This is a genomic window from SAR324 cluster bacterium (assembly GCA_015232315.1).
Taxonomy (GTDB): domain Bacteria; phylum SAR324; class SAR324; order SAR324; family NAC60-12; genus JADFZZ01.
Genome location: JADFZZ010000012.1, coordinates 35,353 through 47,869 on the forward strand (window position 1 = coordinate 35,353; position 12,517 = coordinate 47,869).

The following is a 12,517-nucleotide window of genomic DNA, read 5'->3' on the forward strand; positions in this document are numbered from 1 at the left end:
CTCAACGGGAAATCATGCGCACAGCGATATCACCGGCATCTTTTTCAAGAACGGTTGAAACAGGATTCATCCCTTCCTGCACATTCGTTTCAAAAGACTGATTTTTCCCAGCAGACAGAACCCATACAGAAATCTGGGGAGTCCAGCGCACAAAGCCCTGCACATAGGCCCGATATTTCCCACCCCATGGGTCTACAGGATCTCTCAATAGATAAGGGCCAGCCCAACCTTGTTCTCCGGTCATGGGTGGAACGGCATAAAGTGCGGCGCCCGCGTTATTTCGATTGAAGGTGAGGTGGCGGGTGAAATTTTCTATTTTGGCAGCGCCCACATTCCATGAGTTGGTGGAGTCTCCCGGTGCGATTCCACCCTCACTTTGCAAAACTTCAATACCGGTGTTTACGCCGGCATCCGTTCTGGTTGGAAATAGTGGCGAGTTGTCCTCATTAAAGTTACGGATAGCCTGAACAATGGCATTCACATCACTGCGTGCGGCCACAACCTTGGCTTTATCGAGTTGTTCCATAGCGACAGGCGCGAGTGTCGCGCCAATGATACTCATGATGCCAATACCAATGACCATTTCCATGAGGGTCACGCCTGCTGGTTTGCCTCTGCCTCTAAAAACGTTGCTGTATCTCATATTCCCCTTTTGATGTTTAATTTTGTTTGACGCGAATCACTGGGGCAATTCCCGAATTGCCCCTACCATTTTTTATGGTTGATTTTGATTGATGCGAATTCAGGGCAATTCCCGAATTGCCCCTACCATTTTTTATGGTTGATTTTGATTGATGCGAATTCAGGGCAATTCCCGAATTGCCCCTACCATTTTTTATGGTTGATTTTGATTGATGTGAATTCAGGGCAATTCCCGAATTGCTCCTACCATTTATCACTAATTTCAACGAGTTGAGCGTCAATCCAGATTTTCATGCCGCTAACACAGGATGGTTCAAACGCTGCGACGCAAAATAGAGACAAGCTTTCAAATCGTCAGCATCCAAATCAGGCATTTCCTGGAGAATTTGTTCAGTACTTAACCCCGCGGCAAAAAGATCAAGAATATCACTGACTCGAATCCTCATACCCCGAATGCAAGGACGTCCACCACACTGTTCAGAATTTGTAGTAATTCTTTGCATTAACTCCATTTTCTCTCTCTACAAATGAACTTTATGATAAATATCCGCAATCCGGCCAGTGAACTGGATTGCCGGAAGCTGAAATTCGTTGCTGTCCCAGGTCGTCAATAACCAGGAATTGAGTTGGTCCGGTACTTTCTGAAAAACTTCAAGCAACCGTTGGTATTGATCCACCAGAATATAATTTTCCAGCGAATGGACATGTTTATAAAACTGAAATTTATCAGTGCGATCATACAACGCGGTTGATTTTGAAAGAACTTCCACAATCACTTTGGGCTGTTCCATGAAAGTTCTGTTGTTCTGGTCATTGACATGACAGGTTACAGACACATCAGGATAAAGTATTTTTTCAAATGATCGGGTCTTGATGTGTAATTTCATATTGGAATCATGCACCAGACATGGACTCTCATGCAGAAAAACATTCAGCATGGTGCTGATATTCACACAAATTCGCGAATGATTGGCGGTTTCACCCGCCATGGCAAACAGTTCACCATCATGGTATTCGTGCCGAACTGCGGAGCGTTCCTCAAACTTTTGATATTCATCCAGCGTGTAGTGTTTTTTTAGAGGTCCGGCTCGCATGTTTCCGTTACTTGCATCCGCCATCAAGGTTACGATACACAATAACGCCGATGTCATCCGCCTGAACGGCCGTATGTGTGATGTCCGTCGCATAAGTGCCGTCACGACCTGCGGAAAACGCCCAGACAACACGGCTTACCGCCACATTCGGACAAAACGCTTTGGTCAGCACTTTGTAGGTATTGCCCCAGGGATCCACCATGGTGTTTGACATATATGGCCCTCTCCAGTTGCGATAACGGGTGCTTTCATTCTCAATGAGATGAAACTGGATGTTCTGAAAGGTGGTTCCAGTTTTCTGGGTACCGTCAATGGTTCTCAGTTCCATGATCACATTTCCGGTATTCTGATACGACACGGCTCCCGGAATATAGGGATACCAGCCAGTATCCTGATAAAAAGAGGTCAGGGAACTGTTGAGTCCCTGCAATTCACCCTGCGCCCGTGCATTCTGGGCTTCCTCAATATTTTTTCCGGCCAATGGAACCAGTGCCGCGGATAATAACCCCATGATTCCCAGAACAGTGAGTATTTCCACCATGGAAAACCCTGTTCGTTTGTGCTTTTTTTCAAAAATTGTCGGTTTCATAATCTTCCCCTTTTATGACATTTTTTGTATTTTCCAATGTGCCGGGCGACCAGCGGGTCGCCCCTACATCTTCCTTTTATGACATTTTTTGTATTTTCCAATGTGCCGGGCGACCAGCGGGTCGCCCCTACATCTTCCTTTTATGACATTTTTTGTATTTTCCAATGTGCCGGGCGACCAGCGGGTCGCCCCTACGGTTCCGTTGAATGATGGCGGGTTGAACCAACGCCTTAATCGCATTTGGTTCGAAAACTTATAACCCCGATGTCTTCATCACTTCCATCCACAAAATGGAGCGTACTATCCGCCGGAGAGGTATCAATATCCCCATCTTTACCGGCTGATAAAACCCAGGCATAAACAGGGGTTCCGGAGGCAATTGCAAAAGATGCGCATCCCGCGCCATGGATACCAGTCGTATAAATAATATAACTGTGTCCCCATGGATCGGTCCGGTCTTCACTCAGATAGGGGCCACGCCAGTTCTGATAACTGGCTCCCGGATCATTATACAGATAATTTGCCATTGAAACGCCAACAGCCGCTGATGCGGCGACGCCCTTGTATGTGGGACGTCTGTCGATTGTGGAGGAGTGCATATAATTTTTTGTGGTCTCTTTTTCACCGGGATAAAAGGTCACATTGGCATGGAATGATTCAATGGCACGAAATATCGCCCGTGTATCTTCCCTGGCAGTGGCAACCCTGCCTTTTTCAATGTTTTGAACAACCAGCCCCACACCTGTTGCGCTCATCACCCCGACAACGCCCAATGCGATCATGATTTCCACCATGGAAAAACCTTGATGCTCCCCTGTTCTGCGATGTGTCATAAAGACTCCTAAAAAATTCGGGACCCCTGCGTCGCATAAGGCGCATATTCCCCTAAACGCTGTTTAAGAATTTTGGTACTGTCATGCAATCCGCCTTCACGGTTTCTCCCCAGCCACACCTGATGAAACATCCCCAGAATTTCCCGCATATCCTGATAAAGAAAGTTTTTCTGCAGGCTGTCTGATTCGTTCTGTAGCACATACAAGGCCCTCTGGCAACCATGAAGTGCCATCCTCAACGCACAGGTCAATTCCTGCTGAATCAGTGTTTTGTCTTTCCGGTTCATGCGTGTCTGTGTGATTTGATGAAGATACGATTCCAGATACTGAATAGTGGACTGAATGTGTTCCCTGGTGGTTTTTTGAAACACACCATGCTTCGAATCACGGAACAACCACTGGAATATGGCACTGTTGTTGGCCAGAATATGCCCTGTGTGGAGATAGGCATTGCCGAGGTCATGGCAGATTTGTCCCATGCGGCCTTCTTTGTCATAAAAGGCATGCAGATCCAGCGCCTGGCAAATATCAACAGCTTCATTGGACTCGAAATGCCATGAAAGCGCGGCACCCATCAGGTATCCCGCATAACTGACAGGCAAGGGTTGCCAGTGCCCCCGATCGCCCCAGTCCGTGATCAGTACGCCGTTCGCTCCGTGCTTCAAGCCATTTCGCACCGCGTTTTTCAGGTTTTCCATGCAGTTTTGTGTTCTACCGAGAATACTGTTCCAACTGGAGGTTCCAGGGCAAACATAAAAGGGAATACCGCTTTCATTGAATTTCTGGCCATGTTCCGCAAAGGGATGATCGGCTTCATAGCCCCATTCCAGCACAATCACATCTTTGGGAAGTTCTGCGACCAGTTCCGGATACTCCAGAATGATATCGCCCCAAAACATCATGGTTCGCCCCATACTGGTGATTTTCTGATGAATCGCCTGCAGGAATTCCAGATAAACCCGTCCTTTTCCCCGTTGTTCGCAGGCGGTTTTGCTGCGTCCCTGACCGAGATCAAACGTTTCATCACAACCCACATTGAACAGGGAACTGGTAAAATGCGGAAGAAGTTCCCCATACAATTCCGCCAGAAAATCCATGCTGGCGGGATCTTCCGGACATAAACTGAAAGGTGCCGGATTGAATTCCCCCCAGGGCCATTGAAAGCCCTCAGGACATTCGGCAAGGTGTCTGTATTCGGGTAGTTCCAGCCAGCGATGCAAATGCCCGAAGGAATTCTGGCAGGGGACCAGTTCCACAAAATGCTCCCGGCAGAACTGATCCAGTTTCAGGATATCTTCCCCGGTGTATGGACTGGCCTGACACCAGACCCTGCGATGTCCGGAATAGGCAAAAACATGTTCAAAATAAAGTTGAAGCTGGTTGATTTTCCACTCAGCAAGTTGTTCCACCAGTTCAAAAAGTGTGGACAGCGAGGGAACTTTGTCCCGTGTCACATCGAGCATCACTCCACGAACAGGAAAATCTGGAAAATCCTCAATTTCAAGACAGGGAAGCTGATGTTCAAACTGACGAAGAAGTTGACGCAGAGTCATGATGCCATAAAAAATTCCCCGGGCGGTTGGTGCTTCAAGAAAGACTTCATGGCTCCGGATTCTTAAGTGATAAGATTCGGAGGGTCTGAAAATATTGGTCTTGCGAAGACGAAACAGGAACGGGGCATGGTGGGGAATGGCGGCGCATAAAGGCCAATACTGCCCCTGGAAATGTTCCAGATCCTTCTGGAGCAGTTGCGCGCTGTACAACATTTCCGGTGAAGCGTCATGAATCACAATCTGCCCTGAGGACAAACAGGCATGCCCCTCTCGCATCACGAGACGACGCGGATGTGGGGTCAGCAACATATCAACCAACCTCACGGGTCACCAGACCTCGCCTGGATTTTTCGATAAATTCCACAAACCGCCTCAGGACAGGGCCATCCGGGACTTTATTCTGGACTTCTCTCCTGGCAATAACGGGTGCCAGATTGGACTGGAAGAAGATGTTATAAATCTGCTGAGCCTGCTGGATCTCCTCGGAGGTAAAACCATTCCGTTGTAAGCCCACCAGGTTGATGCCATAGAGTGAAGCACGGTGTCCTGTCGCCAGCATATAAGGCGCAAGATCCTGATAGACACCGCTCATGCCTCCGGCCATGGCGTAATCGCCCACACGGGTGTATTGATGAAAACAGGCAAAACCACCTGTGACCACATAAGAGCCAAATTCGACGTGTCCGGCGAGGTTGGTAGAATTGGACAACGCGCAATAATCGCCAATTTTTGTATCGTGAGCCAGATGAGCATACACCATGATCAGATTGTAATTGCCAATGATCGTATGTCCTGAACCATCAACGGTCCCGCTTTGAATGGAGACGTATTCCCGAAGCTGGTTGTGATTTCCGATCTCCACGTAGGTTGGCTTAGTGCTGCCGCGTTTGGCTTGGGGTGGAAAACCGATCGTTGTGTAAGAACCGATCAGGTTGCCTTCACCCATAGTGGTGAAGCCTTTGATCATGACGTTGCTCTCAAGCACTGATCCGTTGCCGATACGGACCTGGCCCTCCATCAAATCAATTTTACCTTCCTGAAAATCAAGGATACGGCACGGATCACCAATCACACTGTAAGCGCCGATTTCCACCTTTTCACCAAGGGTTGTATTTCCATTCAGGGTCACATTGTGATGAATGAAACAACCATCACCAATCTGAACACGAGGTCCAATCATGGCATAGGGACCAATTTCAACATTTTTTCCGATAATCGCATCAGGACTGATCGTCGCTGTTGGATGAATCTGACTCATAGAAACTCCTTGAGGATGATAAAACAGTATCTTTGATAATTAACTCAGTTGATCACGAAGGAAATGACTCTTGCCGAAAAGATGAACTTTTATGGAACCTGGATGTCCTCCCATTCGAGGGGTTCCATCTGAAGTTCCGCAATCTGATGTTTCAGCGTCATACATCGGGAATGTTCCTGTCCAAGATTTTTTTCCAGAATCTGAACGACAATCGAATAATATTCAACAGCCTTTTCATGGGATCCATGCTGAACATGCCAGGCAGCAAGATTTTCAAGATGGGACGCATATTGAGGGTGATCGGGGCCAAGTCGTTTACGATCAATTTCCAACGCCTGCTGATACAACTCCAGCGATTTTCCTGAATTGTCCAGCACTTCATAGAGTGATGCCATATTGTTCAGATGAATGGCATAGTTGGGATGGTCTTCGCCCAAAGATTTTCGATCGAGAGACAAGGCCTGCTCAAACAGCGCCAGAGCCTCCTGAGGTTCGCCCATTGCCGTATGCAGCATGGCCAGATTGTTGAGATAACAGGCAATATCAGGATGTGTGGTTCCCAGAGCATTGCAGGCGATCACAAAGGCTTTCTGTGCCAGAGGCAGCGCTTCCTCGTAATTTTCCATGGATTCATACAGTGTTGCCATATTGCTCAGATGGACCGCGTAGGTTGGATGGGTATCCCCGATGGTCTGTTCATCAATAGCCAGCGTTTGTTCATACAAAACATGAGCTTCCTCATAACAACCAATGGATTCATACAGATTTCCCAGATTGTTCAGGCACACCGCGTAATTTGGATGCGTTTCTCCATATCTGGCCGCAATCTCCAGGGCATGCTCATACATGACCAGGGCTTCCTGATAATTTCCGGTTGCTTCATAGGCATTGGCCAGATTGTTCATATGCGCCGAGTAATGCGGATGATCCGGATCCAGAGTCCAGCGGTCAATTTCCAGAACGCGTTCATAGAGGACAATCGCCCGTTGAAGTTCGCCAAGCTCCCGAAATAAATTGGCCTTGTGCGTGAGTGCTTCCGCATAGGGCTGATTTTGCTGGCCTTCGGCGCTGTCGATTGTTTCAATGATTTTATTATAGAGATCCATGGCCTGATCATAATCTCCCAGAGACTCATGAACCTCCGCGAGGTTTTGCAGATGCATGATGAAATAGGGGCTGTCCGCCTCAAGTGTTTGGCCTTCTGCGGTTCGAATCTGCTGATACAGGGGTTCTGCCTGAGCATGATGGCCATGGCTGTCATGGAGAAATGCCAGATGCGCCAGATGCAGGGTGTATTGTGGATGCAGGTTTCCCAACGCCTGTTCATCAATCATCAAGGCTCGCTCAAAATAGTTTCGGGCTTCCGTATAGTCCCCCATTCCCTGATAGAGCAGTCCCAGTTTATCCAGAATGACCGAGACTTCAGGATGGTGATTGCCCATCTGATGGCTGATTTCCTCCAGAACCTGCTGATAAAGCTGAAGTGCGTCCTGATACAATCCACGAGTTTCGCAGGTTCGTGCCTGATCGAGTCGTTCCTGATTTTTAGGGGTCATGTTCCTCCTGTTATGAGACAATAATTTTAGATAATCTATGCCCAAATCATTCTGTTAACGCAAGAAAATACTGTTTGCGTGCGCCAACTTTCATTCCCGTGAATCCTCAGAAACTCCGTTCAGCAAGATATTGTTGATAAAGGCAACGTGCTGATTCAGGCACAGAATCTATCAGTGTCTGCTCACGGATATCGGTTGCGGAAATATCTGGAACCACCGTATCCAGGAACTGAACCAGACAATGTTGATTGGTCTTGAAGGTCTTGTCCTCTGGATTCCATTCACCCTCAGGCCAATGGCTTCTAAAATAATTCATGGTTTCTGTCTGTTCTATGTCCGTTGGCTTCAAAGCAAACCCGGTTCTGGGAAAAACCAGGAGGGATGCCATATCCATAATTTGTCGTGCCCGATACCATTTATAAAAAGAAAGGAATGCATCCATGCCCAGTATGAGGTACCATGAATCATTTGGTGTATGTTGGCATAATTCCTGAAGGGTATTCCAGGTATAACTGGCACCTGGTTGTTGGATTTCCAGACTGGAAACAGTCACCTGAGTCCACCCGTCAAAGGCCGCTTGAGTCATTTTCAGGCGGAGAGCATCTGGCAGAAGCAAGGATTTGTCTTTGAACGGAGAGCACCCTGCCGGCATCACATACACATACTCAACCCAATTTTCCAAAAGATACCGGACAATTTCCACATGTCCCTGATGGATCGGATTGAAACTTCCGCCAAACAAGGCATACCGGCGGGAGACACTAATTTTTTCAGATTTGACTGGCGGAAAAGTATGCGAAAACGAATTCATGCAAATTTAACACGAGTGAAAGTGATCCTGTCTGGCCTTATCTGGTTCTGCTGTACAGCACAGATTGGCTCCAAACGGGTGGAACCGGGCGTGACACTGGACGCGTTCAAGTTTGACAGTGGTGTACCCATTGCGATTCCTCCCAGTTTTTTTGTATTTCTGATTTTTGTGATCGCGGGAATCATTGCCTTGTTTGTGCTGGTGAATCGTCTGACCAAACAACGCTATGAACAGAAAATTGATAAAATCACTGATGACAAAGCCAACCTGAGACTTGAGGTCACACTCAATACCAGACGGATTGAAGAAAATGCCCAGTCATTTATCAATGAAATTGCCCAGAAGGTTCTTGGCGCAAGTGAATCCAAAGATATTTTGCCGCTGGTCGAGTCCAATGAATTCTTTGAAAAAACTGTGGCCGAATTCAAGGGGTTGGAACCGACTCCGGAGATTCTCAAAAAAATATTTTTATTGCGTCAGGAACTTGGTTTTGAATTTTCCAATAAAGCTGTACCGTTTATCTGCACTCAGATGCTTTCCACCGCGGCCAAACTGGAATGCCATCTTCCGCATCCCTCCAGACAGGTGATTTTCATGACACCAATCCTGGATATCAATGAATCCCGGTTTATGATCAAACCACCCACCGTCAAAGGACAGCCTGCCAATCTTAAAAAGTTCAAACAATTGCATTTCAGAATCCGGAGAGACGGGGATGCTGAATATGAATTAATCGCTCCGGTTATCAATCAGGTTGGCGGCAAGATCAATGCGGTTGTGATGGGGCACACCACCCGCATTAAAAAGATGTTTATCCGTGAATCAGAACGGATTCCTACGAATATTGCGGCGACTTTCTATCTTTTCACTGAAACCCCCGGAGAAACGCAGGATCTGGAACATTTCGAAAATCCGGAGGTGTCGTTTGAAGCGATGATCAGGGATATGAGTCTGGGAGGATTGAAACTGGATGCCAAGACCATTCCTGAAAGCCTGCGGAATGATGATTTGCTGGTGTTTCATTTAAAAGGGGCAAATCTGAGAGAAGGCATCATGGTTCGTGTGATCAGTGTGGGAACCAATGAGCAGGAAGGCTATACCCTGCATCTTCAGTACAATCAGATGCGTGATTTGACCCGGATGAAAGTCAACAAATTTTTATACCGCATGAAAAAACAGAACGCGCTCAGACAACAACGGCGCACTCAGCAGAAACAACCTGTTGCGCCATCCCCGTCACCAAACCTTTCCACACCACCATTGCCACCATCCTCATTTGATTCAATGATGCCTTCCGCGTTTGCTCAAACAAAACCGTCTGAGCAGGCAACAGCGACAGAAACAGCCTCCGACCGTTTTAAGCGTACACTCAAACTACAGACTGACGCTTCAAACAGCGCAAAGGCCTCCGCTCCCCGCAAGGAAGGGGGCCAGGTCCCTAAAAAAGACAAACCGGTCACTCGTGATGAACGAAACGCTCTCCTGGGACCTTGAGTTGAAGTCTGGTTCAGGCGTATTCAACGTTCTGAAATCGGGCACGCAACTGTAGTACCTGATCTTTAACCTGCTTGCCGGTCAACACACCCTTGATCAGTGTTGCCACTTCACCCATTTCATTTTCTTTCAGGCCGAAGCGTGTCAATTCCTGAACACCGATCCTCAGTCCGGATGGATTTCGGGGGTCCTGATCTCCGGGAAGCATGTTATAATTCACAATAATGTTATTGTCCGCCAGTTTTTGCGCAATCTCGATCGCCGCACCATATTTGGTCACATTGAGCGCGATCTGATGACTTTGTGTGAAGCCAAATTCTTTTGCTTCCACATGCACCCCTTCCAGATCCAGTGCCGCACCGAGAGCCTTTGCGTTTTTAACAATCTGTGAGGCATAGGCTTTTCCATGCTGTTTCATTTCACGGATCGTTACCAGCAGGCCCGGAAGCGTATGCAGATGGTGGTTACTGGAAGAACCGGGCATGATGCCTCGATCAATGTTTGTCCACCATTTGAGTTCCTGCTCGGTATACAAATTCCCCAGAATCACCCCACGCTGAGGCCCGGGGAAGGTTTTGTGGGTACTCGCTGTCACAAAATGAGCGCCTTCCTTGAAGGGATTCTGGAATTGTCCACCGATAATCAAACCCAGAACATGAGCCGCATCATAGAGAACAGGAATGTTTTTAGTCCTGCAAACTTCCGCAATCTGAGCCACAGGTTCAGGAAACAGAAACAGACTTTTGCCCAGAATGACCAGATCCGGAGAAGTCTTGTCAATCAACACCATGCTTTTTTCAGCGTCAATGTGATAGCCATCAGGCGTTGTTGGCCAGAAATGCAGATTGACTGAGTTTTCCTTGCCGGTTGCCAGCACCTGTCCACGAACCTGGATTCTGCGCCCGAACACACCGATGGGGTTGTGACTGATGTGCCCGCCGGCATCAATGGAATTGGCAATCACGGTATCACCTCCCCGCAACATGGCCAGTGCGACCGCGGTATTGGCCTGGTTGCCACTGATGGGGCGGACATCCGCCTGTTTGCAACCTGCCAGTTCAATAAATTCACGGGTAGCCATGCTTTCTACCTGATCAATATACAATGTCCCCTCATAATAACGATTTCTGGCATCAACTGTGTTCGGATGCCCTTCGGCATAGCGTCCCATGAAATCGTTGCATTCAATTTGACGGACTGCTGGAGACTGCATGTTTTCGCTTGCGATCATGTTCAGGGTTTCTTTTCCCCTCCATTGATTTTGTTTGTCGACAATCTCCAGAACATCATTAATATCCACAGGCATAGTGACTCCGTTTAAGGTATCAGAATTCAGCGGAGAAGGATCTCTCCGTTTTGAGAAAGTTCAGGTTTTACCCTCTTCAGGTATCACCAGAGAGGGGCAGTTTTTTCACAAGATGAAATAAAACACAAGTAACAGCACTGTTTAAAAATCAGCGACATTGAGGGGGGGATCCTGTTTTCGGCCACAAATTGTAGGGGCAAACCTGTGTGTTCGCTCTGGAAGGCAAAAAAAAATACACAAACGGGTGAGAATCTGTTAGAAAACCATGAATGTCATGGTGTGACAACTATGAACTTCTTATAGTCCGGGATTATCCGGTCTGTTATTTGCCAGAATCTTGTTTTCTTTCAAACGCAGGAGAAAATGATGAAACACTTTAATATGTTGCTGTCAGGTTTATTGCTATGGCTGTGTACCGGATTTACCGTTTTTGGAGCCTCGGCGCCCGGGTTTTTCATCAGTAATCTGGATGGAACCCAGTTTATTTCAAGAAAACAGACAGCGCCCTATGTGATCAGTTTTTTCTTTGTGGGATGTGTGCCCTGCATAAAAGAAATTCCTGTGCTTTATGCAAAACTGAGCCAGGATTTTCCTGATGTTCCGCTGTTATTCATTGATCCTATGAAAGATGATTCACCTGAAAGCATCAGGAGTTTTGCCGATAAACTCGGGGTGCCTCAGGAGTTGTTCTATCATGATTCACAGGGCAATCTGGCCCGCAAGTTTTTTACTGGAGAATTCAGGTTTCCCACGCTCTATGGCATCAAACAAAAACAAGTTTTATTTGAATATCCGGGCCTTGAGGAAAAAACCATGAAAGAAATTGAGGATGCTCTCACGCAGAATATGAAGTAAATGGGGACACTTCTTACAAAATTTGGGTTTAAATTTTTTGTTTACAAAAATGATCATGAACCCAAGCATGTCCATGTTATGATTGGCGATGATGAATTTGCTAAAATTGAGATTCGATCAATCAAAGTGATTTATTCTTACCTCAAAGCAAATGATTTGAAACGTGCTAAAAAAATTATCAAAGAGAACCAGAATTTACTTGAAAGGGCGTGGGATGCATTCTTTAGTCAAAGGGAAGACAGTAAAGATTAATGATGATTACCTTCATGTGGAACTGGAAGATGGGAGAATTATTTCTACTCCGATTGAATGGTACCCGGAATTAGTATCCGCAACGATTGCTCAGCGTCTCAATTATAAATTTATATGCAAACAATCAGGATTAGAGTGGCCTGATCTGGATTTTCATTTAAGTATTGGGCATATGTTGATTGAACACATAAATCAGGATGTTGCTTGATGATCAGTGCTAGATGTTCACTTGTACGAAAGTTGTCAAAACGGTTTTTTTCCTATGAACCGGAGA

The 12,517-nt window shown here is 46.8% G+C and carries 14 protein-coding genes; 4 read left to right on the plus strand and 10 right to left on the minus strand.

The genetic code is table 11. The features are described 5' to 3' along the window. Nucleotide 1: 1 nt before the first annotated feature. From HQM11_10220 to nadD, 9 genes are all read right to left on the minus strand, one after another. The gene (locus HQM11_10220; protein ID MBF0351396.1) at nucleotides 2–643 is read right to left on the minus strand and encodes a hypothetical protein; all 642 of its coding nucleotides are present in this window, start codon (nucleotides 641–643) and stop codon (nucleotides 2–4) included. Between the two features lie 289 nt (nucleotides 644–932). Further along, nucleotides 933–1,154: a DUF433 domain-containing protein gene (locus HQM11_10225; GenBank protein ID MBF0351397.1), complete on the minus strand. Its 222-nt coding sequence runs from the start codon at nucleotides 1,152–1,154 to the stop codon at nucleotides 933–935. A gap of 9 nt (nucleotides 1,155–1,163) precedes the next feature. Then, a complete protein-coding gene (locus HQM11_10230; protein ID MBF0351398.1) occupies nucleotides 1,164–1,736 on the minus strand; it encodes a Uma2 family endonuclease in 573 nt (190 codons plus the stop codon). A 7-nt stretch (nucleotides 1,737–1,743) separates the two neighbouring features. Next, entirely contained in the window at nucleotides 1,744–2,325 is a 582-nt protein-coding gene (locus HQM11_10235; GenBank protein MBF0351399.1) for a type II secretion system protein GspG, read from the minus strand. A 230-nt stretch (nucleotides 2,326–2,555) separates the two neighbouring features. Continuing rightward, the gene (locus HQM11_10240; protein ID MBF0351400.1) at nucleotides 2,556–3,158 is read right to left on the minus strand and encodes a type II secretion system protein GspG; all 603 of its coding nucleotides are present in this window, start codon (nucleotides 3,156–3,158) and stop codon (nucleotides 2,556–2,558) included. Between the two features lie 8 nt (nucleotides 3,159–3,166). Then, the gene (locus tag HQM11_10245) at nucleotides 3,167–5,020 is read right to left on the minus strand and encodes a family 20 glycosylhydrolase (protein MBF0351401.1); all 1,854 of its coding nucleotides are present in this window, start codon (nucleotides 5,018–5,020) and stop codon (nucleotides 3,167–3,169) included. A gap of 1 nt (nucleotide 5,021) precedes the next feature. Further along, on the minus strand, nucleotides 5,022–5,969 hold the full coding sequence (gene lpxA / locus HQM11_10250) for an acyl-ACP--UDP-N-acetylglucosamine O-acyltransferase (GenBank protein ID MBF0351402.1): 948 nt from the start codon (nucleotides 5,967–5,969) through the stop codon (nucleotides 5,022–5,024). Between the two features lie 89 nt (nucleotides 5,970–6,058). After that, nucleotides 6,059–7,525 carry a tetratricopeptide repeat protein gene (locus HQM11_10255; GenBank protein ID MBF0351403.1) on the minus strand — a complete coding sequence of 489 codons (1,467 nt, stop codon included), beginning with the start codon at nucleotides 7,523–7,525 and terminating at the stop codon, nucleotides 6,059–6,061. A 106-nt stretch (nucleotides 7,526–7,631) separates the two neighbouring features. Then, entirely contained in the window at nucleotides 7,632–8,336 is a 705-nt protein-coding gene (nadD, locus tag HQM11_10260) for a nicotinate (nicotinamide) nucleotide adenylyltransferase (protein MBF0351404.1), read from the minus strand. Between nadD and HQM11_10265 the strand changes: the two genes are divergently transcribed. Further along, nucleotides 8,319–9,830, plus strand: coding sequence for a PilZ domain-containing protein (locus HQM11_10265; GenBank protein ID MBF0351405.1), 1,512 nt, complete (start codon nucleotides 8,319–8,321; stop codon nucleotides 9,828–9,830). The two genes, nadD and HQM11_10265, sit on opposite strands and share 18 nt — an antisense overlap. 13 nt (nucleotides 9,831–9,843) lie before the next feature. Here the strand turns inward: HQM11_10265 and HQM11_10270 are convergent, their stop codons facing one another. Continuing rightward, complete coding sequence (locus HQM11_10270; protein MBF0351406.1) at nucleotides 9,844–11,136, minus strand: serine hydroxymethyltransferase; 1,293 nt, start codon at nucleotides 11,134–11,136, stop codon at nucleotides 9,844–9,846. A gap of 366 nt (nucleotides 11,137–11,502) precedes the next feature. On the opposite strand from HQM11_10270, the gene HQM11_10275 reads away from it, so the two are divergent. The 3 genes from HQM11_10275 to HQM11_10285 are packed head-to-tail and all read left to right on the plus strand — an operon-like array spanning nucleotide 11,503 to nucleotide 12,451. Continuing rightward, entirely contained in the window at nucleotides 11,503–11,991 is a 489-nt protein-coding gene (locus HQM11_10275; GenBank protein ID MBF0351407.1) for a TlpA family protein disulfide reductase, read from the plus strand. Further along, nucleotides 11,992–12,243, plus strand: a complete 252-nt coding sequence (locus HQM11_10280; GenBank protein MBF0351408.1) for a DUF4160 domain-containing protein — start codon at nucleotides 11,992–11,994, stop codon at nucleotides 12,241–12,243. After that, on the plus strand, nucleotides 12,206–12,451 hold the full coding sequence (locus HQM11_10285) for a DUF2442 domain-containing protein (protein MBF0351409.1): 246 nt from the start codon (nucleotides 12,206–12,208) through the stop codon (nucleotides 12,449–12,451). Before HQM11_10280 ends, HQM11_10285 begins: the two co-directional genes overlap by 38 nt. The last annotated feature ends 66 nt before the right edge of the window (nucleotides 12,452–12,517 follow it).